Below are 21985 nucleotides of genomic sequence, written 5' to 3' on the forward strand. Positions count from 1 at the left end.
GACCGGACATCGCGACGGTCGCCCGGCCAAAATTCTGAAATTACACCATCGACCCGATGTCGGAGGCATAGCTCGGATAGGCGAAGATCATCGCCTTGATCTGGTTGGCGGTCTGCCCGGCACCCATGGCCATGGCGAAGAGATTGATCTGCTCCTCAGAGCCCGGTCCGATCAGATGCGCGCCGAGGATCTGTCCGCTGCCCTCTTCGACAAGAACCTTGAATCCGGTATGTTTCGCGCCGACGCGCAGCGACGAATACCAGTCCCCTGTCTTTTCGAAATGGGTGTCGAACTTCAGCCCCTGTTCCCTGGCCACCGCTTCCGACAAGCCCACGGTGGCCACCATCGGGAGGGTGAAGACTACCGACGGGATCGGCGGATAATCCACGGTACGCTCGTCTTCTCCAGCCAGCAGGTTCTTGCCTGCCACACGCCCTTCGAAGGCGGACACCGGGGTCAGCTTGGGCCCACTGGCAGCGCAGTCGCCCGCGGCGAAGATCGCCGGATTGGTGGTGCGCATCGCGTCGCTCACATTGATGCCGCGGCGCGAGTATTCGACGCCTGCGGCTTCGAGGTTCAGCCCGTCGATATTCGGAACCCGGCCTGTGCCATGCACCACCAGGTCGCAGGTCACGATTTCGGTGCCGTCGGCGCGTTCCACTGTGACGGTGAATTCATCGCCCTGTTTCTCGATCTTCGTGACCTTCGCCTTGGTGCGCAGGTCGATGCCAAGTTCCTCGGTGCCTTCGACCAGCATTTCGACCAGGTCGGGGTCGAAGTTGCCAAGGGGGCGATCCGCCATCTCCAGCACGGTCACTTCGCTGGACCCGGCGCGCCTGACGATATGTGCGAATTCCATCGCGATGAAGCCACCGCCGACAAAGGCGATGCGGTCAGGCCGGTCGGGGAGTTCAAGAAACTCGGTGCTGGTGGTCAGATGCTCTTCGCCGGGAATGTTCAGCGTCATCGGCCGCGCGCCGGTGGCGATGTGGAAATGCTTCGCCGTCAGGGTTTCGCCGTTCAACTCGATCGTATCGGAGCCGGTGAACCGTACCTCTCCGTGCTGGACGTCAATCCCCGCCTTCTCCATTCCGCCTTCGATGCGCGGCGGCATATCGTCGGTGAAGCTGCGCTTGAAGGCGATCATGTCGGGCCAGTTGACCGAAGGTTGCGCCTCCAGCCCCTTGCCTTCCATGTTTTCGGCCCATTCGACACCCTCGGTGACCGCGACCAGCATTTTCTTGGGGTCGCAGCCGCGCAGGGCGCAGGTGCCGCCATGGGGTTCGCTGTCGATGCTGGCGACGCTCCAGCTTGCATCCGCGGCCATCCGGGCGACGCCATTTCCAGCGGTGCCGCCGCCGATCACGATGAGGTCATACGTCTTGGTCATACCTGTTCCTTTCCTTGTGCCAGTTTCTCTTGATCCGGCTCACTGCTGAACTGCCCGATTTTCTGAGCCAGAGCGCATATCCCGCTACCGCCAAAGCGGCGGCAACCGAAATCCGCAGAGCAAAGCGGAACTCCAGCCAGAACAGCAGAGCCGAAAGAACAACCGCCAAGCCGATGAGAAGGGCTTTCGGACTGTGCCCTGGTCTGCCGGCTTGCTGCCACAGGGCATATGCAACCGCACTCAGCGAGGCGAAGAGCATCGGGAAAAGCGCGTAGTCGAGCCAACCAACAACGGCAGAAAGTCCGACCCCGGCGACGATCAGCACCAGGAACGGCGTGAAGCAACAGATCGCCGCAAATACGCTGCCGATGAGGCCGCGCCGCAAAAGGGTCGTGGGTTCATTGTTATTGTTCATGTCTGTCATGCTGTCTCCAGCTCCGAGTGCGGATCGGTGAATGCGATCAGAAATCGCCGGACTCGACGATGTCCGCCGAATAGCCGGTGGCGCGGATTGCTTCGACGATCATGTCCTGATCGGCGGCCTCGTTATCAAAGGCGACGATGTAGGTGCCGGAGCCGAATTCCTCTCCCTCCGTGAAGTCGATGATCTCGACCGTGGGCACGCCGCGCATGGCCGCCGCCACCGTGTAGGAGCAGGTCGGGCATGTCAGTTCGCCGACCCCGATATTGATGCGCTGTTCGGCGGCGCTGGCGGGGAAAGCTGCGAGAGTTCCAACGACCGCAAGGGCAAGATGGAGTGACTTCATGGGTTCAGCCTTTCAATAGGACAGAAGGTATGGGGTGAGATAGGGAAAGATCATCGCGACGGTGACGATGGCGGTGGCAATCCAAAGAATGGATCGCATGAGTTTCCGATTTATGGGGCGCGCGCAGGTGCCATCCGCGCAGGCCTCAGTCGGGATCGGACGGTAGGCCTTGTAAAATCCATAGCCGATGCAGGCGGCACTCAGTGCGAAGGTGATCCATTTGTACTGGTAGAGAACGCCCAGCTGCGCAATGAAAACGCCGGTAACGCCGAAGCTGACCAGCACCAGCGGAAGGACGCAGCACGAGGTCATGGCAAGCGCGCCAAGCGCGCCAAGCCAGGTTGTCGCCCATGCCTTTTTGTCGGCAGCCCCTGTTTCGTCCATTGCCGTCTGCCGGCCGGCGGATGTGGTTTCAGTCATGGTTCGAATCATCCTTGCCTCAGTGATGACCTCAATCCAGGGTCTGTAGCAGGTACAGGCTCAAGAGGGTCAAACGTGATAAATCATCACAGATCGGTGAAGGTCCTCAGGCGCGGAGATCTGGCCAGGCTGACCGGCTGCAATCTCGAGACCATTCGCTACTACGAGAACATCGGCGTCATGCCCGAGCCGCCGCGCTCCAGCAAAAACTATCGCGTCTACGATGATCGGCATGTCGCGCGCTTGCGCTTCATCATGCGCGCGCGCGAGCTTGGGTTCACGCTCGACGAAGTCCGCGATCTGCTCGCCTTGGTCGATGGTGGGGCCCAGACCTGCGGCGAGGTGCAGGGTCTGGCAAATTCGCATCTCGCCTCGGTCCGCGCCAAGATCGACGATCTCAAACGCATCGAACGCGTGCTGTCTTCCACCGTAGCGCAATGCACCGGTGACGATGTCCCTGAATGCCCTGTGATCGACGCGCTGACGGAGGTGACCTGAAAGGCCATAGTTGAGGACGCCCACGCATGTCAGCCAAGCGTACAATGGTGCCAGCGCCGTTGTTTGCGATCATTCGTTCGCCGCGGAGTCCTGCGTGTTCGCCGCATGTTCGGGGACCAGATAGCGCGGCACGATCCACAGATAGGCGACCATGCCGAAGAGCTCGAAGAGCGACTGGAAGACGATGACCACGGCCGCCACGTTCCACTCCGGTCCGAGCGCCAGCACCAGCGGAAGTACGACGAAGGAGTTGCGGGTTCCGAGCGAGAAGATGACCGTTCGTCGCCCGCTAGTGGGCAATCTGGCCGCCCGCCCGGTCGCCGCACCCAGAAGTGCTGCGGCGACGAGGTAGGCGACGTAAACGCCCGCCACCTGCGCCAGAACCGGCAGCGCATCCCGTACCACGTCGACTTGCGAGGCCGCGATCAGGAACACCACGACAGCCAGAAGCGGAACCGGCAGCCAGGCGAGGCGATTTACTATCGTGGCCCGCTCCGGGCGCGCCTCTGCCCAACGCTCCAGCAGGAAAGCCGCTGTGAGCGGCAGCAGGATAAGCGCCGCAAAGACGGCGGCAATGCGATCGGCGGCGAGAAGCTCAAGGTATGCGTTGCCCAGAAAGAGCCAGAGGAAGAGCGGCAGACAGGCGAACTGAACCGCGAGGAGGATCGGTGTCGCGGTCGCGGCACGCACCGCATCGCCGCGACCGAGATGGGTGAATGTGATGAACCAGTCGGTGCAGGGCACCAGCAGCACGACAAGCACCCCGAGCCGAAGCGCAGGATCGTCAGGCAGGAACGCGATCAGCCCCCAGATCAGCAGCGGCACCAGGACGAAGTTGCCGATCAGCAGGGTGCCGATGAAACGCCGGTCGCGCGTCGCGCGCGGCAAGTGCGCGAGCGGCATCTGAGCGAAGGTAGTGAAAAGCATAAATCCCAGCACGGGCCACAGCAGCGCTTCTAACACCCCCGCGATACTGGGCGCGAGCGCGCCCAAGACCAGACCGGAGAGGATGGCAGCGAGATAGATCCAAGCTTGATGGCGTTCGAGATTCTGCAGCTTCATGTCCTGCCCCTGCTCTATCCGACGGCGATTTTCAAAAAGACATCATTAGACAGGCCGTTACGACAACGGCACGTTCGTCGCTTGGAGCGTTGTATGGTCTGTCCGGTTTATACCCGCAGACCGGTCACGACCCAGTCGACAATGCTTTCATGGTAGTTGGGGACGCGGCGAAAGCCGAATTGTCTCAGCCGATCAGCCGAACTCTTTGACTCTGGAAAACGGCGCTCCTCACCGTTTCAGCTGCGCTGCGGATAGACGCAACATGGCCGCCGCACAGATCGGTTCGACCATCAGTTTGTGGCGCGCCACATTCGAAACCGTCCTTGCCCTGTTAGCTCGCGGACCAGATCCCGCGCTTCCATCCAGGCGAGGTTGCGCTGGACAGCAGCGCGGCTGGCTCCGGTCAGGGCCTCGGCCATAGGGGCAGAGACCAGGGGCCATTCGGTCAGCACTCCGCGCAGCGCTGGCGGCGTCTTGCCCGAGAGCGGGGTCATCTCGGCTTCCGCCAGCGCCGACCATGTCTCGATATCGTCGAGGTGCCGCATCGCGGTCAGGCAGGCCGTTTCCATTTTCTCGAGCCAGCGCGCCAAACGTTCAGCCGGGGGGCCGCCGGCGCGCAGCGCCCCCGCCCCACCCATGGCCAGGGGTGCGAATATTGCCCCCTCGCCCTCATGCGCGGCAATGCGCGACGCCGTGACCGCCGCTTCCATTCGGTTGCTCTGCTGTCCGAGGCCCGCGAGGCTCCAGAGGTGAAACCCCATGCAGGCACGCGTGATCGGGTGCAGGTCGGCGGCTTGCGCCATCAGGTCAAGCCACCCGCCCGCGCGATCCGCGAAGGGCTCGGCTTCATCCACCATGTTCTCGGGGTCACGGCGATCGAGGAAGGCGGACAGGTCCACCTCTGGGCCGGGACCGCCTGTAAGACGCCGCACCGCCCATCCGACACGCGCAAGCGCTGCGGTGTCGTCCTGCACGCCGGACAAGCGCATGGATATCCAGAGCGCCAGCCGATCCGGGCCAATTCGGTCGCCTGCAAACCAGCTGAGGTCTGCCGCCTCGATCAACGCAAGCCTGTGCCGCCAGCCTTCCGGGCCACGCTTCAGACGGTCGTCTAACGCCCCGATCCGGCCGGCCACACGGGCAAGGCGGGCAGCATGGCCCGCCTCGGCATGTCGCCAATCGTCGAGAACAGCGGTCTCACGCACTTCGGCCCTAGGTCCGGGCGGCAGAAAATGCGGCTCCTCTTCCATCGGACCGGGCAGGAACCACAGGTCGCCCTCAGAAGTCTCTTCAAGCTCCTCCGCATCCTCAAGACGATCATCAAAAACACTATACTTTATAAATGCTTGAGGCTCCATATGTGCAAAATATGATACTTTCGCGTTTTATCCAAGGGTTTTGTCAGGGTGCGCCTGCACACTTTATATAGCACGCGCGCGCAATGGTCTGCGAGAGCTCGCTGATCGCGCTCAGCGTAAGGGAACCAAGGGCTTTGTACTGAACAGCCCCACAGAGCCCGCACTTGCATTCACTTACAAACGGTCGTTTATTAGTGATACATAAAATTGCAAACGGCCAGATTTCATGCCCCTGATAGGCTATGCCCGCGTTTCCACAGAGGATCAGACCCCCCTGCCCCAGTCCGAGGCGCTGCAATCGGCGGGCTGTGCCGAGATCTTTGAAGAGCACGCCTCAGGCGGCAATCGCGCGCGTCCTGTGCTCACGCGGGTGCTCGAACGCGTCCAGAGCGGCGATACGCTGGTCGTCGTGCGGATCGACCGGCTTGCGCGGTCTCTGTCGCACTTACTGGAGGTGATCGAGCGTCTGGAGGCCAAGGGAGCTTTCTTCCGCTCGCTGCAGGACCCCATCGACACCGCCTCCCCTCAAGGAAAATTCACATTGCAGGTTCTGGGCGCCGCGGCGGAGTTCGAACGCGCGCTGATACGTGAGCGCACGAAGGCCGGGCTTGTCTCTGCGCGCGCCAAGGGCCGCGTTGGTGGCAATCCTGGGCTTCGCACCAAAGACCCCGCCGCGCTGCGCAAGGTGTGGCTGGCACGACAGGACGGCTACATGGAGCGCCTGAACGAAACCGCGCAGGATTGGGTGCCCCACGTGCGACGCCTGCGGCCGGATATGGCCTGGGAAGATGTTTTGCGAATCATTAATGGCCCCCTGCCCCACGACCGGCACTGGACCCAAAGCCGCCTACTCCGTGCTGTGAAAGCCTATGTCCGCGACGGGTTTCTACCAGATGCTGTGCTTGGCCGCGCCGGACGCCGCGAAACCGATGACCGCCTGCCGGCTATCGTGGCTGCCATCAAAGGCTCGGACCCCGAAATAACACTGCAGGCGATCTGCGACCGGCTGGAATCGATGCGTGAGCGCACCCCTCGAGGGCGCACCAGCTGGCAGCCGTCTTCGGTCAAAATGCTGCTTGAGCGTGCGGAAAAGTTGGGGCTCCTCTGAACACGACACTTGTGTTGGCCTAACAGATTGCCACTAAATCTAGAAAGTGCTTGCACGAATCTGGCTGCTCGGGCAATAGTCTCGAAAAATAACGCGCGGTCACATAAAAAACGCGCCCACGGATCGGGGCAGACATGAGCGAAGCAGAACAGGATCTAGATATCGCCATCGGGCACTACGCGGAACTTCTCGCGTCGAACCTGCATGCTCAGCGCGCTGCACACTTCCCACCAGATGCAAAGAAGGAGATGCGCACTTTGACCAGCGGCGAAGCTGCTGAGCTCCTTGGCGTCGACCATACCTATCTTCGGAAGCTTCATCGAGAAGGAAAGATCGTTGACGTCGAGACGACGGCTGGAAGTCATCGCCGCTATACGCTCGACGATATCTGGGAAATCCGACAGACGCTTGAAGGAAACGCAAAAAAGTCTGGAACTTACGTGCCTGGACGTCGCGACGGTGACGAGCTTCAAGTCATTTCAGTGGTGAACTTCAAGGGCGGGTCCGGCAAAACGACGACGTCTGCTCACCTCGCTCAGCGCTTGGCGCTCAAGGGGTACAGGGTTCTTGCGATCGATCTCGACCCCCAAGCATCTCTTTCGGCTCTTCACGGAATCCAGCCAGAACTCGACCTCATGGAGGGCGGAACCCTCTATGATGCCGTTCGCTATGACGATCCGGTTCCGATCGCCGAAGTGATCCGCAAGACCTACATCCGCGGCCTTGATCTTATCCCGGGCAACCTTGAACTCATGGAGTTCGAGCACGAGACGCCTGCTGCGATCCAGCGAGGCGGAGCGAAGGCGTTCTTCGCGAGAGTTCATGACGCACTCGATAGTGTTGAAGCGAACTACGACGTTGTTGTGATCGACTGTCCGCCGCAACTTGGTTTCTTGACAATGTCAGCACTTTCCGCGTCCTCGGGTGTGCTCGTGACGGTTCACCCGCAGATGCTTGACCTTATGTCGATGTCCCAATTCCTGCGAATGACTGCGGATCTCCTTGGAGTAATCAGGGATGCAGGCGCAAATCTGCGCTTCGATTGGCTTCGCTTCTTGCCAACGCGATACAAAGTCGGCGACGCGCCACAGACCGAAGTCATCGCCTTCATTCGCGGGCTCTTTGGGAGGTCGGTCCTGACCAATCACATGGTTGAGTCGACCGCAATTTCTGATGCCGGCTTGACCAAGCAAACGCTCTACGAAGCTGACAAGAAGGACTTCACGCGTCAGACGTTTGATCGTGCGATCGAATCTATGAACGCAGTGAACGATGAGATCGCTGAAATCATCCAGAACACATGGGGGCGGAATGGCAAGAAAGCCTAAACTTGGCCTGCCGCTGCAGACCCTTCGCAACGCTCCTGACGCTCTTGAAGGGCGCCGACTGCGTGGCGGTGTTTTTGAGATCGATCCGGTGCAGATTGTTACCGAAGGACGGTTGGATGACAGGCTTCAGATTGAAGTTGAGGGCCTGAAGAACTCTATTTCCAAGAACGGTCAGCGTGTGCCTGTCTTGGTCCGCCCACTGGAAGGCGATCGCTACAACCTGATCTATGGCCGCAGACGCTTGGAAGCATGTCGCGAACTCGGTATCAAAGTTCGAGCCATCGTCACAGAGGTTGAAGGTGATCAAGCGCTTCGAGATCAGCTTCTCGAGAACCAAGAGCGTCGTGATCTGAGCTTTATTGAACGTGCGCTTGTAGCGACGGCGCTTCTAGACGGCGACCATTTGGAAGGGGCTGAGCGCACCAATCGTGGTGTCGCCGAAGTCCTTAACCTCCACGAAGCTGGGGTTTCACAGCTCTTGAGTGTCGTTCGGACGGTCGGCGAGGATCTCATCCAGGCAATTGGTGCAGCTCCTGGGATTGGTCGCCCGAGATGGGAAGAGCTCAAAAAGGCTTTGGGTGCCTACGACGGTGATCGGGACCAACTGCTAGCCATAGCTCATGCAGCCAAGTCCGGAAGTTCCGGCTCGGCCGATGAGGTTTCTGAGCGTGCGTTTCTCGCAGTTCTGGCAGCTGCGAAGAGCGCAGAGAAGAAAGCAAGCCCGTCTAGAAAGGGTGTGCCTGCTTTGGCGATCCCCGGTGTTGGAGCTGCGACGGTCAAGACTAGCCGCCAAGGCAAGCAGCTCAAACTTGATCTAACTACGGATGAACCTGATTTTATCAGCTGGTTGGAGGGCAACGCCCCAAAGCTGATTACCGAGCTTCATGAGCGCTGGAAGCGTTCAGGAGACTGAGGAAGAGCAACCAACAAGAAGGAGGCACGATACAGGCAAAAAGAAAAAGGCCCCGAGAAGCTAGCTTCACGAGACCTTTGTAAGGTTTCGCACCGGGATCAGCCCGCTACAAAATCTCAGTTTTCGCACTTCTGAATGTAGCGTTCTGGCCCCTACCCCGCAAGCGCAAAGCGATTCGCGGGCCCTAGAATTTTTGTCTTCGTGGACATTTTCATGGAGTACACACCAATCTCGCCGTTTATGCGGCCGATTTCGCACGCCCATTTGCGCGTCATTGAGCGACCCGAGGCATCTGTTCCAGCCAGACCCGTTAACAAGTGGGAACTCCTGCGCGAGCTCTCCAAGGCGCAAGCGGCCTTTGGGGTCTCGGAACGTGATCTGACGGTTTTGCAGGGGCTCCTCAGCTTCTTTCCGGACGATGCGCTTGGCGGGAACGCCGAGATGGTCGTCTTCCCCTCGAACAAGGCGATCTGTGAGCGCCTGAATGGTATGCCCTGCTCCACGATGCGTCGTCACCTCGCGCGTCTTGTCGAGGCTGGCTTGCTCCAGCGGCGCGATAGCCCCAATGGGAAGCGCTACGTCCGTAAGCACGGCGAAGACCGCGTTGCCTTTGGCTTCGATCTTTCCCCGCTCTACTGTCAGTCCGAGGAGATAGCACGGGCCGCAGAGGCCGTACGTGAGGCTGAGGAGCGCGTCAGGCGCCTGAGAGAGGTCGTAAGCCTCATGCGCCGCGATCTCGCGGCCCTCGCCGAGTTCGGAGACGAGATGCAGCCAGGCCTAGGCTTCTGGGATCAGCTTCGCGACAGGGCTGCCCTCACAGCCCGCGCGCTTCGCCGCAAGCTTTCAGTTGAGGACCTCGCGGCCTATCGAGCCGACCTTGAAGCTCTCCTTGACCAGGCACGCAACATCATTGATGGCCCTGAAACAGAAGAAATGAACACCAATGATGCCCAATCTGAGCGTCACCATCATAATTCAAATAAAGAATCTATAGATCTTGAACCTGCTTTAGAAAAAAGCGGGGCGGCGGCGGGTGTGCCAGATGTGGATACGAATGAGCCGGTGGCTGACGTTGATGAACAGGACACAAGACACCTGCCAAAGATCCCGCTGCACCTAGTGATCGCGGCATGTCCCTCGCTCAAGACCTTCTACCAAGGTGAGATCCGGCATTGGCATCAGCTTTTCGATGCGGCGTGCCATGTGCGGCCAGCCATGGGCATCAGTGCGTCTGCATGGGAAGAAGCACAGCGTTTCATGGGTCCGGAGCAAGCGTCGATCGTCGTTGCTGCCATGCTGGAACGCTTCGCCGACATAAGATCGCCTGGTGGATACTTGCGAGCTCTGACTGCCAAAGCTGCGGCAGGCGAGTTTTCCTGTGGCCCAATGGTCATGGCATTGATTGGCCGGCGGAACGCGGCTTAACAGCTGTTAAACTCCGATCTCGTGCGGCTGGCATGGCATAACTTAACAGCTGTTAAGTAGGCTCTCGGCACACAAACGGTGTTCGAGAGAGAAAAGTTAGGGGGTTGAGGTGTGGCGGTATTTGAGATCGTGAAAGTGGCTTTCGTCTTCGTCGCGGCGAAGATCTGATGACGAGGGCATCCCGATCATCATGGTAAAACCTCAGCTGGTGACCATCGCTCTTAGTAGCGCAAAGGCGGCTAGCGAAGAACATACAGAGCGTTGCGCTGTAGCCAACCTAGCAGTTGCGCGCCTCCGCGGCCCCTGCCCTTTTCGATGTCTGAGATCTGATGATGAATACCCTCAACAATTGGCTCAACGCTATCCGGCGCCTGCTGACGGCGATTTGGGTCCTGGCCTCGGATATTCCCTTGGCCTTCATCGGTGCTAATGCCTGAGAGGTAGGTTGTGGATGTCTGTTGCATGATATCGTGGCTACGGGCCGTAGCGCACAAGGAGCAGACGATCGATGGTTGCCAAAACCGTTTGACCAAGGGCTCGATCCTCGAATTCCCGCGCGCGGGGAGCCGGTAACTTCTCAGTCACTTCGATAATGGCGACATGGCCAGCGAGGCAATCGGTTCCTCAAGCGCAGCAGCTGGTTGCCAGCGGTCCCGCGTTCCACTGATTTGGTCGTAGTGGACGGCGACGACATCGAAGAACAGCGGGTGCAACTTGATCTCTTGATTTCATGACACCCGAACTCTTCAAAAGAGTGCTTTGATGTTGGCTGCGGAATGATCTGATCCACCCGGTGGATGAAAGCGATTTAATAACAATGGGTTATTGTGTTTTAGTGTTCGCGATGAGAAATTATGCCCATAACAGCCATCATCGACATGGTTTCCCTTTCCAGGGTGCCGATCCGCTACATCGGCGGGAAGCCAAAGCATCAGCACGCTTTATGAAGAAGTTGGCAGTTGCGGGCCGATTGAACGGTTTGGGCTATCTCGTGAAGAAGGAGCCGCCACAGGTCTAGCCGATGGGCCCTGTGGAAGTTCTGATCCCGTCGTACCAGTACAGTTCGGTGGCGATTGGGTGTTTCATGGGTTTGGTCCACGAAAAGTGAAAGTGTTCTTCGGGTTTTGTGACTGACGGATGAGGGCCTTTGGGGTCCCTCAGATGGGTCCGGGCCGGGTTCCGGTCTGCCGTTCCGGATGAAGGGCATTCCCATGCAAACAGGTGTCTTGCGCGTGCTCCGCGCAACCGCCGCCTCCTGGTGGCGACATAGAGAGCTGCGCCGAACTGGCCAGACGGCGCTGGCACAGCGGCTCGAACGCCAGACCGTCCTGCGTGATCTCGGCTATCTGAAGCAGGCGGCGTCATTGCCAAACGCGCGTGTGATCTGCGGCGAGGGTGGGACATTCCTCCATCTCGGTTGGACCACCGTGTCGAGTTTCGCGCCGATCGAGCGCTTTCCCTTGGCCGCGCTTACGGTCGCGCGAGGGACGCCGTTCATCGATATCCGACCCATCAGTGACGTCATCGCCTTCGCGAACGTGCCGCGGGTGGCGCGAGGCGGATCGGTCGACGCTGACCATTCAAGTGCCGGCCAGTCTGTCTCGCTGACCACCTACATCGACATGGTCGAAAAGCTCGGCGCGAGCATCACCAACGATCCGCGGCCCTGTCGGTCAACCTGATCCCCAAACTTCTCACCAACACACGAAAGGACGCCAGCCATGGCCCGATCCCGCACGCCCAAATTCGATGCCTCCGAGGTCATCACAAGCGAAATCATTCGCATCATCGAGCGCGGTGTACTGCCGTGGCGCAAGCCATGGACCGCAGGTGGCAGCTCGCGTCCTCTGCGCGTTGGAGGAGAGCCGTACCAGGGGGTCAACAACTTCATGCTGACCATGCGCACCGTGATGGCGGGCCATAGCTCGCCCTTCTGGATGACGCTGCCTCAGGCCAATGCCTTGGACGCGAAGGTGCGCAAAGGCGAGAAGTCCTCTGTCGTTGTCTACTACGGCCAAAGCCGGAAAGACGCCGGCGGCGAGGATGATCAGGAGGAGAGCGATGATCGGTCCGAGGAGGCCGGCATCTACCGCTTCCAGAAATCCTACCGCGTATTCAATGCCTGCCAGATCGAGGGCTTGCCCGACAGCTTCTTCCCCGATCCGGAGCCCGAGCCCGAGCATCCGCCGTCCGAGCCCATCCCGCACATGCAGGCGTTTTTCGATGCCATCGACATCACAACCGTCTTCACGGGAACGGAAGCGTACTATCTGCCCCCCGTGGACAAGGTTTACATGCCATCCATCACGCGGTTCCAGGACCCGCGCAATTTCTACGGGGTCTGGGCGCATGAGTTGGCCCATGCGACGAAAGCCCCCCATCGATTGAACCGTGATTTCGGGTTCTCGAAGTTTGGCAACACGTCCTATGCGCGCGAGGAGATCGTCGCGGAACTGACCTCGGTGTTTCTGGGGCAGACGCTCGGCTTCACGGCGCATACGCTCGAGATGAATGCCGCCTACCTCCACAACTGGTTGCGTGTCCTGCGCTCCGACAAGGGCGCGATCTTCCGGCACGCCGCCGATGCGCAGCGCGCCTGTGATTATCTGATCGCCAGATCGGAGGCGGGCAGGGCAGGGGAGGTCGACCAGGCCGCTTGAGGGAATGTGTCTCGGCAAAGGGAAAGCAGGCTTTGGGAAGGGTATTTCAAACTTCTCAAAGGACAGACCCATGACCTCCGTAGCACACCCTCTGACAGACCGCCCAGACCCCGCCGTAATCGCCGATCAGAACGATGCCTTCCGCAAGCTCGCCTGCCTCGGGATAGCGCCAGAGGCGCCCATACAAGGCCGCATGCATGTGACTCGCTCGCTCATGGAGGCCGGTGACGGCTTCATGGCCGAGGCGGTGAAGGCAACCGGTGAGTTTGCCACGTTCGAGCCTGAGAATGACCCGGAAGGCTGGCACGATTTCGGGGCGGTCGAGATCCGGGGCGAGACCGTGTTCTGGAAACTGGATCTGTATGAAGCAGGCTCGGATTTCCGCTACGGGGCCGAGACCCCGGACAACCCCGCCACCACCATGCGCGTGCTGACCATCATGCTGGCGCGCGACTGGTAAAGGGGCAGGGGACGCCCCCCCCCCTGACATCTCAGACGATGAAGGCCCGCTGCCCCTCAAAAGGCAAAGCGGGCCTTCTGTCGTTTTGATCCCCGAAGCCGGGGATTGGTCGCGCGCGAGCGCGGGCCGCACCATACCCATCGAAAAGGACATCCTATGACCGCAAGTTTCAAACCCGTCTCCGTCGCTATCGGCGATCTGACCGCCCATCCCGCCAACGTGCGCAGCAACTCCCCGGAAACCTATGACCCCGAGAACATCGCGCATCTCAAAGCCAGCATCGCCGTTCTGGGCCTGCTCCAGCCGCTCCTGGTCCAGAAGCTTGACGGCAAATACGCCGTCCTCGCTGGTGGCCGGCGCCATGCCGCGCTGAAGGAGCTGGTCGCCGACAAGGTCGCGAAGGGGTTCACCGCGAAAACCAAGATCGACTGCCGCCTCGTGCCGGACGATTGCGACGTCACCACGGCGCTGTCGCTCGCCGAGAACATCACGCAGGCCCCCATGAATGCGATTGACGAGTTCGAGGCCTTCGCGCGGATGATGGAGGTCGACGGTCAGACGCCTGAGACCATCGCAAAGACTTTCGGCACGACCGTTGCCGCCGTGAAAGGCCGGTTGCGCTACGGGCTGATCCACCCCGATATCCGCGCCGCCGCTCGGGCGAAGACGATCACGCTCGACACGATGAAGGCCTTTGCCGAGCACCCGAGCCAGGAGGTTCAGCGCGAGGTCTACGAGGCGCTCACCAAGGAAGACAGCTATCTGCAGGCCTATACCGTCCGGCAAGCGCTCAAATCCCGCGGCGTGCAGGTCAGCGACGATATCGGAGCCTTCGTGCGCGCGGACTACGAGGCGCGTGGCGGTGCCGTCGCGGCTGACCTTCTGGAAGAGCATTCCGTGCTCGAGGATGCGGCGCTGGTCGAGACCATCCTGCTCGAGAAGCTCGGGGTCGCTGCCGAGGAGGCTCGCGCGAAACTGGGCTTTGCCTGGGCGGATGCGATGGTCCGCTACGATTACGCGACCATGGCGGACTATGGCCGGGTCTATCCCGGCCCGATCGAGCCGGATGAGGCTGCCCAGAAGCGCATCGATGAGATCACCGCCGAGCTTGAGCAACTGCAACTCGAGATGGAAGATGAGGGGCTCGACGACGGTGCCTACAACGCCCTTTACGACCGCGTCGACGCTCTGGAAGAGGAAGCCCGCGACCTGCAGGAGGCCTATAGCGCCGAGGATCTCGCCCGTGCAGGCGTGATCGCGTCCTGGTCGGGCGGGCAGGTGACGCTCCATGTGGGCCTCTTGCGCCCGGAGGACATCGTGAAAGAAGAGGGCGCGCGCGCCGCCTCAGCCAACACGACCGGGGAGGAAGCCCCCGACGCCGGCGAAATCACCTACCCGGCCTCGCTGGCCGACGATCTCAAGACCGAGCGGGCCATGGCATTGGGGGCCGCGATGGCGCTGCATCCGGAAGCCACGCTCGATCTGACGCTCTTCAAGCTGGTGAGCGACGTTCTGGCCAGCGGCATGGCCGTGACGCAGGCGATCAAGATCGATGCCCGCAAGGAATACCGCAGCCATGCCAAGATGGACGAGATCGACGAGACCTCGCTCGAGCAGGTGGCGGCGGCGCATGATGCGCTTGATCTCTCCTGGCTCGATGACACCCGCGCGCCCGCCGATCAGTTCGCGGCGTTTCGCGCGCTGGAGGCCGGCGAGAAGGCCAAGCTCGTGGCCTATGCCACGGCCAGCACCACGCAGTCCTGCTTCGCGCGGGACCGCCAGCGCGACAGCCTGATGCATGCGTTCGAGATCGAGATCATGCCCGACATCCGCGCCCACTGGACGCCGAATGCGGCGCTCTTCAACCGCTTCAAGAAGGCTTGGCTCCTGAAGATCCTCGGCGAGGATCTGGGATTGGCCCAGGAGGCGGTGACGCTGGCCTCGTCGAGCAAGAAAGAGATCGTCGCCTTCTGCGACAAGCTCTTCGCCGAGCCCTTCGCCACGCTCACGGACGCGCAGCGCGCTGCCGTGGTCGCCTGGTGCCCGCCGATGATGCAGACGGCCGGTGTCGCCTGTGATGAGGCGGAGCCCATCGAGGAATCTCCGGAGCCTGACAGCGAGGTCGCGCAAGCGGCCTGAGTCCTCACGCGACCCGCGCGAGGCATTCCCCGCGCGGGTCGACCCCTCCCACACCCAACGGAAAGACATCCCCATGGCTATTCTCAAGTTCTCTGCCTCCGCTGTTGCGGCGCAAATCGCGCATGCGCGCGCCTGCAAGACCTTCCTGCCCAACTGGAACGGGCCCGTGGACAGGCCCGCCCTGATCCTCATCGTCGGCAATGGTGTGCATCTGCGCTCGAACGGCATCGATGGCACGACCACCCGTATCGTTACCACCGAGCAGGCCGATCCTTCCTTCGCCTTCGCCGACGGCATGAACCCGTTTCGGGACACCGACTGGATGGCGCAGCGCCGCATGGCGTTTCGTGATCTGACCGGCCAGTTCTACACCGACATCCTGGATGACGTGCAGGTGCTCATCGACCGGGGGCGAGGGGCCATCCGGCTCGCCACCGATGGCCACAGCATCCGCGTCTTCGTGCGCCGGGCCTCGGATTATCTCATCGGCGGAACCTACGAAGTGCCCTCGGGCCTCGGCGGCACCTTCCGGGTTATCCTCAAGGATGCCTGCGACACCTTCGCGATCGTGCAGAACTGCGGCAATTGCGAGGATTTCGACGCCATGCAGCCCTACCGCGTGCCGCTTGATGCCCTAATGGAACTCGATGACCGGAGGGTGGCGTGATGGGTTGGCTTTTCTACACCGATCGCCGCGTTCAGACCTACGCGGATGAGAAAGCGGAAATCGCCAGGCTCTGCACCTCTCATGGCGACACGCGCAAAACTGAACTGGTCAAGGCCTGCAAGGTCGGCTCAACCTGGTATGCGGCGGCAAAGGTCACCAATCTCGACGGCACCCCTGTCGAAGACACGACCTATGTCACCGATGCGGATGGCTCCATCACTTTCGGGGCTGTCTTCCTCACCCGATACGATGACGGCTGCTGGGGCTACAAGGACATGGAGGAAAGTGCTGGCCCGAACGAATCTCGTGCTCCGCTTGGGCTGATCGAGCTTCTCTCCGACCTGAAAGACCCGGACAGCTACGCCCAGGACTGGCGTCAGCGCTGCCGGAATTGGGCTGCGATCCCGGACTACGAGGAAGGCGACAAGATCAGGCTCGCCACGCCCGTGACGCTCACCGATGGCAGTACATGCCAGATCGTCACCGCGACGTACTACAAGCGGGGGCGGCAAAAACGCCGCTGCTACCGCATCGAGGAAACCGGTGGGCTCGTACGCCTGTCGAAGGCCTCGCTTGCGGGCTCGGAGCTGCTCAGCTCCGCAAAAGGCGAGGCCAGTCCTGTGCTGGCGGAGTTCCTGGCGGGGCAGGGTGGCTGAGTTTCCCGCTGAGACAACACCACGGGACCACGCGCGCACATACTGCCGACTTGAATTCGTATCTCAAATGAGATACAACACTTCCATCAACTGGAGGACCATCCATGCCTGCCCAAACATCCATGCTTCATGTCCGTGTTGACGATCAGCTGAAAGCACAGGCTTCGGACGCACTTGCGGGCGTCGGTCTGACGCTCTCCGACGCGGTGCGTATTCTTCTGACCCGCGTGGCCGCAGAAGGCGGCTTGCCTGCCGGATTGACCGCTGATCCGGATGCCTATGACGCCTGGTTCAGGGCGAAGGTACAGGAAGCGCTGGACGATCCAAGGCCCACAACGCCCCATGCCAAGGCGATGCAAGACGCCCAGGCATTGATTGACGGGAAGCGCCTTGCCAAATCTTGAATGGAAAGCCACGGCCATAGCCGACTTGCTGGCAATCATTGACTACATCTCTGACGACAACCCGGATGCCGCCCAAGTTCTCAAAGACGAGATTGAACACAAGACGTCCCTCCTTCCAGAACGCCCTCAGATGTACCGCGCGGGCCGTGTGGACGGGACTAGGGAGATGGTTGTTCGGCCGAACTACATCGTGGTTTATGCTGAAAGCCCTGAGATGGTGACCATTTTGCGCGTTCTTCATGCTGCGCAGCAGTGGCCATGATCGGGGTGCAGGCCCCCCGCTAAGAAATTGCCCGCTCTACGCCTTCAAAGTGTAGAGCGGGCTTTTTGTCCTTTGGAACTCAGACCCTGATCCAAAGGAAAATCCCCATGTCCAAACCCAGAACGGCCAACCCGGCTCTCGCAATCTCCGAAGCCGATCTCGCCTCTGCGCTAGCGCTTATCGGCACAGAGATCGACCACCAACCCCTGCGCAGCTCAGCGCTCGCGCGCGTCATGCGCGAGACGTTTCTTGGCAGCAATGCCGGCGGTGCCTGGGACTGGCGCATGGCATATGACCTGATGCAGGCCGCGGCTGTCCAGGTGCTGCTGCGTGGGAACGGCGTGGCAGGTGACATCGCCGCTGCAAAGCTGCTTGCCTCGCGGCTGCTGACGGAAACCCGCCGGTCAGAGCAGCAGATCCGGCTGCAGCAGTTTTCCACGCCGTTGTCTTTCGCGGCAATGGTCGTGCGGGCGGCAGCCGTTCGCAAGGGCGAGACTTTGCTGGAGCCCTCGGCTGGCACCGGTGCCCTGGCTGCTTTCGCCGCCCGGGCCGGTGCCACGCTTCTGCTCAACGAGATCGACCCCTTTCGCCAGCGCCTCCTGCGCGCGGTTTTCGGCGGCGAGGTCACAGGCCATGACGGCGAGCATATCGATGATCTGCTGCAGAGGCCGGTTCTACCCGACGTCGTGGTGATGAATCCGCCCTTCGCCGCCTCGGTCGATCGGTCGCGGGACAAGCACATCGCCGCCAAACATCTCATCGCGGCTGCAAAGCGTCTCGCGCCGGGTGGGCGCCTGGTGGCGATCATGCCGCCGGGGTTCACGCCCGAACGCGATGCCGCGCATTGGTCCCGCGCCTGCAGCCTCCTGACGCCGCGACTGGCGTTGACGATGCCGGGGCAGGTCTACCGCAAGCTCGGCACAACTGTGGAAACCCAGCTCATGATCTTCGACAAGGTGCAGGAGGATTGCGAGATGATCCGCGCCGTTGTGTGCGATCTGGATGAAGCCCTTCCTTTTGTCGACGCCGTGGCCGCAACCCGGCCTGAGATGCACCCCGCCCAACGGGCAGCAGCGATCCCGCACATTCGGCCGACCGTTCCATCCTCTGCTCCGCGCAAGACCGCCGCTGCGCCTGTCGCCGCCTCCAAGCCTCGGGCCAATGCCGTTGTCCCGCTAACTTTCACGAGCTTTGATATCCCGCGCGACAACACGCCCATCTCGGACATCTATGCGCGCTACCGTCCGCAACGGATCGAGATCGCGGGTGCGCAGGAACATCCCACCCCGCTCGTCGAGAGCATCGCCATGGCCTCGGTTGCCCCGCCCATGCCCTCAAATACGGGTCGTGATGACTTGCGCCTGCCCGCACGGTTGGTCGAGGAGGGTCACCTCTCCGAGGCGCAGCTGGAAACCATCATCATGGCGCATGACGCCCATGGGCGCGACCTGCCCGGTCGGTTTACCATCGATGACGACCAGACCAAGCTGACGCGCGCCGATGATGACCCGGATGCACGTGCCTATCGCCTTGGCTATTTCCTCGGCGACGGCACCGGTTGCGGCAAGGGGCGCGAATGCGCGGGGCTCATCCTTGTCAACTGGCTGGCCGGGCGCAGGAAGGCGATCTGGGTCTCCAAATCCGCCACGCTCATCGAGGACGCCATCCGCGACTGGACCGATCTCGGCGGCTCGCCCGCCGACATCCAGCCGGTCTCCAAATGGAAACCGGACCAGTCCATCCCGATGGGCGACGGCATCCTATTTGTCACCTACGCCACGCTGCGGTCCGCGGGCAAATGCGGCACCACGCGACTGAGCCAGATCCTCGCCTGGATGGGCGAAGACTTTGAAGGCGTGCTGGCCTTTGATGAGGCCCATGCCATGCAGAACGCGGCCGGGTCCGAGCAGGGCAGGGGGGTCAAACCCTCCCAGCAGGGCCTTGCTGGCCTCCGGCTGCAACTGGCAGCACCCCGCGCTCGCGTCTTCTACATCTCGGCCACGGGTGCGACGAGCGTCCACAACCTCGCCTATGCCGCGCGGCTGGGGCTCTGGGGGCAGGGCCCCGAATACCCCTTCCCAAGCCGCGAGAGCTTCGTTTCTGCGATGGAAGCCGGCGGCGTGGCTGCCATGGAGGTGGTCGCGCGCGATCTCAAGACGCTCGGGCTCTACACGGCGCGTGCCCTCAGTTTTGATGGGGTGGAGTATGACGTGCTCGAACACGCGCTGACCCCGGCCCAGATCGAGATCTACGACGCATACGCGGGTGCTTTTCGGATGATCCACCACAATCTCGAAGCGGCGCTGACTGCGACCGGCGTCAACGACGCCTCGGGGGAAACTAATGCGTCGGCCGCACGCGCCTCGGCCAAGTCCCGCTTCGAGAGCACGAAGCAGCGCTTCTTCAACCATCTCCTGATGGGCATGAAAGCCCCGACCATCATCCGTGCGATCAAGGACGACCTGGCGGCAGGCAATGCTTGCGTCATCCAGGTTGTCTCGACAGGCGAGAGCCTGCTGAAGCGTCGGCTTGAGGCGATGGACCCGGAGGATGAACTCGTCGAGGGTGCCTTGACGCCGCGCGACTATGTTCTGGGCTACCTCGAACAGGCCTTCCCGATCCATGCGCAAAAGCTCGTGGAGATCGACGGCAATATGGTGGCGGAACCCTTGCGGGATGAGACCGGGGCGCTCGTTGTCTCGCGCGAGGCGCTCGCTTTGCGTGACGCGGCCATGATGGAATTGATGACGCTGGCGCCGATCCCCTCGGCGCTCGATCAGATCCTCTGGGCATTTGGCGATGAGGCCGTGGCAGAAGTCACGGGGCGGTTCATCCGGCCACTCAAGGCCGAGGATGGCCATCTCTTCATCGAGAAGCGCAGCGCCAGCAGCAATTCGTCCGAGACCCAAGCCTTCATGGACGGCGAAAAGGATATCCTGATCTTCTCCGACGCGGGCGGTACGGGCCGGTCCTACCATGCGGCGCAAACCGCGAAGAACCAGAAACGGCGGCGGCACTATCTTCTGGAGCCCGGCTGGCGCGCGGATGCAGCCATCCAGGGGCTCGGCCGCACGCATCGCTCGGCCCAGGTCAGCGCACCGTTCTTTCGGGTCTGCACCTCCGATGTGCATGGCGAGAAACGTTTCACCTCGACGATCGCCAAACGCCTCGACCAGCTGGGGGCCCTGACCAAGGGCCAGCGCGAGACCGGCTCGCAAGGCATGTTCCGCGAGGAGGACAATCTCGAAAGCCCGATCGCGCGAGCGGCGCTGCGTGGGTATTTCGCCGATCTTGCCGCCGGGCGCGCCGAGGCGATGAGCTACGAGAGCTTCACCGACTGGACGGCCCTGCGGCTGATCGACAAGGACGGGGTGCTGCTCGAAGAGCTTCCCCCGATCCAGCGGTTTCTCAACCGGGTGCTTGCCCTTCCCATCCACATGCAGAACGCGCTCTTTGCCGAGTTCATGCGCCGGATTGCCGATCAGTCTGAGCGGGCGCGCGCGGCGGGCACGCTCGATCTCGGCGTGGAAACCCTACGTGGCGAAAAGATCGAGCAGGTCTCCACCGAGGATCTCTGGACCTGCCCGAAATCCGGCGCCGTGACGCGGATTATCGGACTTGAGGTGACGGACCCAGTGTATGTCCTGGTCGCCGAAGAGGCCATATCGCGCAATCCCGACAAGCTGCCGATGGTGAATCGCGCCTCCGGTCGCGCGGCGCTCATCTCGGCGCGGCCCATGCAGATGTATGACGAGGACATTGTCACGCTGATGCGCAAGGCGGTGCGGCCAAACGGGTCGAGCTATCTCGAAGAGGCACGGTTTGAGTCCTCGGCTCGGGAAGAGATCGACAGGCCCGAATTTGCGCAGATTTGGGAGGCCGAGGCTGCGTCCCTGCCAAAAACCACCACGACCAAGCTCTACCTGCTGACCGGGCTGCTGCTGCCGATCTGGAAGGACATTCCGACCACCAATGAGCGGATCTACCGTGTCACGCCAGACGGGGCGACGGCCATGATCGGGCGGACGCTGAGTGAGGAAGGGGCGGCCTCGCTGCGCGCCCGCTTCCTCGTCTCCAATCCGCAAACGCCACAGGAGATGTTGACCGCCGCCCTCGGCACCACCGCACCTGTCGATCTGGGCCGGGGTCTGACCCTGACCCGTCGCCGGGTCGCAGGCGAGATGCGCCTTGAGTTGGGCGGTGCGGATCGGGGCATGATCGATGGCCTCAAGGCGCTCGGCTGCTTCACCGAGATCATCGCCTTCCAGTTGCGTGTGTTCCTGCCGCATGGGGACGGGATCGACACGGGAAGCATTCTGGCCCGGATCGTGGGGCAGCGAGTCGCCAAGGTGGCAGAACAAGCCGCCTGAAAAGTCAAAGCGAGCTTCCGGTCGGGCGGCGTGGATGGGATTTGGCCGATCTGCGCTTTCCGGGCGCGCGCTGACCAATGCCAGGCCCGGCCCCCCCA

General features: G+C 61.6%; 20 protein-coding genes. 14 read left to right on the plus strand and 6 right to left on the minus strand.

The window, feature by feature from the left end; all coding sequences use genetic code 11:
- Positions 1-40: 40 nt before the first annotated feature.
- Genes BLT73_RS14735 through BLT73_RS14750 form a run of 4 tightly spaced genes read right to left on the minus strand, consistent with a single transcriptional unit; the run spans position 41 to position 2577 of the window.
- Complete coding sequence (locus BLT73_RS14735) at positions 41-1390, minus strand: dihydrolipoyl dehydrogenase family protein (protein ID WP_090525057.1); 1350 nt, start codon at positions 1388-1390, stop codon at positions 41-43.
- Complete coding sequence (gene merF / locus BLT73_RS14740) at positions 1374-1814, minus strand: mercury resistance system transport protein MerF (protein WP_082154699.1); 441 nt, start codon at positions 1812-1814, stop codon at positions 1374-1376. The genes BLT73_RS14735 and merF overlap by 17 nt, the downstream gene beginning before the upstream one ends.
- A 37-nt stretch (positions 1815-1851) precedes the next feature.
- Entirely contained in the window at positions 1852-2157 is a 306-nt protein-coding gene (locus tag BLT73_RS14745) for a heavy-metal-associated domain-containing protein (protein WP_090525059.1), read from the minus strand.
- A 12-nt stretch (positions 2158-2169) separates the two neighbouring features.
- Complete coding sequence (locus tag BLT73_RS14750) at positions 2170-2577, minus strand: mercuric transporter MerT family protein (RefSeq protein ID WP_176805118.1); 408 nt, start codon at positions 2575-2577, stop codon at positions 2170-2172.
- A gap of 96 nt (positions 2578-2673) precedes the next feature.
- Between BLT73_RS14750 and BLT73_RS14755 the strand changes: the two genes are divergently transcribed.
- Complete coding sequence (locus tag BLT73_RS14755) at positions 2674-3075, plus strand: MerR family transcriptional regulator (RefSeq protein WP_090525063.1); 402 nt, start codon at positions 2674-2676, stop codon at positions 3073-3075.
- A 69-nt stretch (positions 3076-3144) separates the two neighbouring features.
- On the opposite strand, the gene BLT73_RS14760 is transcribed toward BLT73_RS14755, so the two are convergent.
- Both BLT73_RS14760 and BLT73_RS14765 read right to left on the minus strand, forming a co-directional pair.
- Positions 3145-4137, minus strand: a complete 993-nt coding sequence (locus BLT73_RS14760; protein WP_090525065.1) for an arsenic resistance protein — start codon at positions 4135-4137, stop codon at positions 3145-3147.
- A gap of 290 nt (positions 4138-4427) precedes the next feature.
- Positions 4428-5495, minus strand: coding sequence for a hypothetical protein (locus BLT73_RS14765; RefSeq protein WP_176805120.1), 1068 nt, complete (start codon positions 5493-5495; stop codon positions 4428-4430).
- 226 nt (positions 5496-5721) lie between these two features.
- On the opposite strand from BLT73_RS14765, the gene BLT73_RS14770 reads away from it, so the two are divergent.
- From BLT73_RS14770 to BLT73_RS14830, 13 genes are all read left to right on the plus strand, one after another.
- Complete coding sequence (locus BLT73_RS14770) at positions 5722-6603, plus strand: recombinase family protein (protein ID WP_090525067.1); 882 nt, start codon at positions 5722-5724, stop codon at positions 6601-6603.
- 134 nt (positions 6604-6737) lie between these two features.
- Positions 6738-7931: a plasmid partitioning protein RepA gene (repA, locus tag BLT73_RS14775; protein ID WP_090525069.1), complete on the plus strand. Its 1194-nt coding sequence runs from the start codon at positions 6738-6740 to the stop codon at positions 7929-7931.
- A complete protein-coding gene (gene repB / locus BLT73_RS14780) occupies positions 7915-8844 on the plus strand; it encodes a plasmid partitioning protein RepB (RefSeq protein WP_090525071.1) in 930 nt (309 codons plus the stop codon). The genes repA and repB overlap by 17 nt, the downstream gene beginning before the upstream one ends.
- Positions 8845-9057: 213 nt before the next feature.
- Positions 9058-10269 carry a plasmid replication protein RepC gene (gene repC, locus BLT73_RS14785; protein WP_089963197.1) on the plus strand — a complete coding sequence of 404 codons (1212 nt, stop codon included), beginning with the start codon at positions 9058-9060 and terminating at the stop codon, positions 10267-10269.
- A gap of 1211 nt (positions 10270-11480) precedes the next feature.
- Positions 11481-11951 (plus strand): hypothetical protein, encoded by a 471-nt coding sequence (locus BLT73_RS14790; RefSeq protein ID WP_172975811.1) that lies wholly within the window; start codon positions 11481-11483, stop codon positions 11949-11951.
- A 39-nt stretch (positions 11952-11990) separates the two neighbouring features.
- Positions 11991-12929 (plus strand): ArdC family protein, encoded by a 939-nt coding sequence (locus BLT73_RS14795; RefSeq protein WP_090525075.1) that lies wholly within the window; start codon positions 11991-11993, stop codon positions 12927-12929.
- 70 nt (positions 12930-12999) lie between these two features.
- Positions 13000-13389 (plus strand): DUF3768 domain-containing protein, encoded by a 390-nt coding sequence (locus BLT73_RS14800; RefSeq protein WP_090525076.1) that lies wholly within the window; start codon positions 13000-13002, stop codon positions 13387-13389.
- Between the two features lie 156 nt (positions 13390-13545).
- Positions 13546-15528, plus strand: a complete 1983-nt coding sequence (locus tag BLT73_RS14805) for a ParB/RepB/Spo0J family partition protein (RefSeq protein WP_090525078.1) — start codon at positions 13546-13548, stop codon at positions 15526-15528.
- Positions 15529-15601: 73 nt separating this feature from the next.
- Positions 15602-16195 carry a regulator gene (locus BLT73_RS14810; RefSeq protein WP_090525080.1) on the plus strand — a complete coding sequence of 198 codons (594 nt, stop codon included), beginning with the start codon at positions 15602-15604 and terminating at the stop codon, positions 16193-16195.
- The gene (locus BLT73_RS14815) at positions 16195-16851 is read left to right on the plus strand and encodes a DUF6927 domain-containing protein (protein WP_090525082.1); all 657 of its coding nucleotides are present in this window, start codon (positions 16195-16197) and stop codon (positions 16849-16851) included. Before BLT73_RS14810 ends, BLT73_RS14815 begins: the two co-directional genes overlap by 1 nt.
- 104 nt (positions 16852-16955) lie before the next feature.
- Positions 16956-17255, plus strand: a complete 300-nt coding sequence (locus tag BLT73_RS14820) for a type II toxin-antitoxin system RelB/DinJ family antitoxin (RefSeq protein WP_044353023.1) — start codon at positions 16956-16958, stop codon at positions 17253-17255.
- Positions 17242-17517: a type II toxin-antitoxin system RelE/ParE family toxin gene (locus BLT73_RS14825; RefSeq protein ID WP_071974127.1), complete on the plus strand. Its 276-nt coding sequence runs from the start codon at positions 17242-17244 to the stop codon at positions 17515-17517. Before BLT73_RS14820 ends, BLT73_RS14825 begins: the two co-directional genes overlap by 14 nt.
- A gap of 107 nt (positions 17518-17624) precedes the next feature.
- Positions 17625-21887, plus strand: coding sequence for a strawberry notch family protein (locus tag BLT73_RS14830; protein ID WP_090525083.1), 4263 nt, complete (start codon positions 17625-17627; stop codon positions 21885-21887).
- Positions 21888-21985: the final 98 nt, after the last annotated feature.

The sequence above is a fragment of the Paracoccus isoporae genome, from assembly GCF_900101865.1.
Lineage (GTDB): Bacteria > Pseudomonadota > Alphaproteobacteria > Rhodobacterales > Rhodobacteraceae > Paracoccus > Paracoccus isoporae.

Coding starts and splice junctions, on each gene's coding strand:
- BLT73_RS14735 (WP_090525057.1), bottom strand. CDS start 1,390: ATGACCAAGACGTATGACCTCATCGTGATCGGCGGCGGCACCGCTGGA.
- merF (WP_082154699.1), bottom strand. CDS start 1,814: ATGACAGACATGAACAATAACAATGAACCCACGACCCTTTTGCGGCGC.
- BLT73_RS14745 (WP_090525059.1), bottom strand. CDS start 2,157: ATGAAGTCACTCCATCTTGCCCTTGCGGTCGTTGGAACTCTCGCAGCT.
- BLT73_RS14750 (WP_176805118.1), bottom strand. CDS start 2,577: ATGACTGAAACCACATCCGCCGGCCGGCAGACGGCAATGGACGAAACA.
- BLT73_RS14760 (WP_090525065.1), bottom strand. CDS start 4,137: ATGAAGCTGCAGAATCTCGAACGCCATCAAGCTTGGATCTATCTCGCT.
- BLT73_RS14765 (WP_176805120.1), bottom strand. CDS start 5,495: ATGGAGCCTCAAGCATTTATAAAGTATAGTGTTTTTGATGATCGTCTT.
- BLT73_RS14770 (WP_090525067.1), top strand. CDS start 5,722: ATGCCCCTGATAGGCTATGCCCGCGTTTCCACAGAGGATCAGACCCCC.
- repA (WP_090525069.1), top strand. CDS start 6,738: ATGAGCGAAGCAGAACAGGATCTAGATATCGCCATCGGGCACTACGCG.
- repB (WP_090525071.1), top strand. CDS start 7,915: ATGGCAAGAAAGCCTAAACTTGGCCTGCCGCTGCAGACCCTTCGCAAC.
- repC (WP_089963197.1), top strand. CDS start 9,058: ATGGAGTACACACCAATCTCGCCGTTTATGCGGCCGATTTCGCACGCC.
- BLT73_RS14790 (WP_172975811.1), top strand. CDS start 11,481: ATGCAAACAGGTGTCTTGCGCGTGCTCCGCGCAACCGCCGCCTCCTGG.
- BLT73_RS14795 (WP_090525075.1), top strand. CDS start 11,991: ATGGCCCGATCCCGCACGCCCAAATTCGATGCCTCCGAGGTCATCACA.
- BLT73_RS14800 (WP_090525076.1), top strand. CDS start 13,000: ATGACCTCCGTAGCACACCCTCTGACAGACCGCCCAGACCCCGCCGTA.
- BLT73_RS14805 (WP_090525078.1), top strand. CDS start 13,546: ATGACCGCAAGTTTCAAACCCGTCTCCGTCGCTATCGGCGATCTGACC.
- BLT73_RS14810 (WP_090525080.1), top strand. CDS start 15,602: ATGGCTATTCTCAAGTTCTCTGCCTCCGCTGTTGCGGCGCAAATCGCG.
- BLT73_RS14815 (WP_090525082.1), top strand. CDS start 16,195: ATGGGTTGGCTTTTCTACACCGATCGCCGCGTTCAGACCTACGCGGAT.
- BLT73_RS14820 (WP_044353023.1), top strand. CDS start 16,956: ATGCCTGCCCAAACATCCATGCTTCATGTCCGTGTTGACGATCAGCTG.
- BLT73_RS14830 (WP_090525083.1), top strand. CDS start 17,625: ATGTCCAAACCCAGAACGGCCAACCCGGCTCTCGCAATCTCCGAAGCC.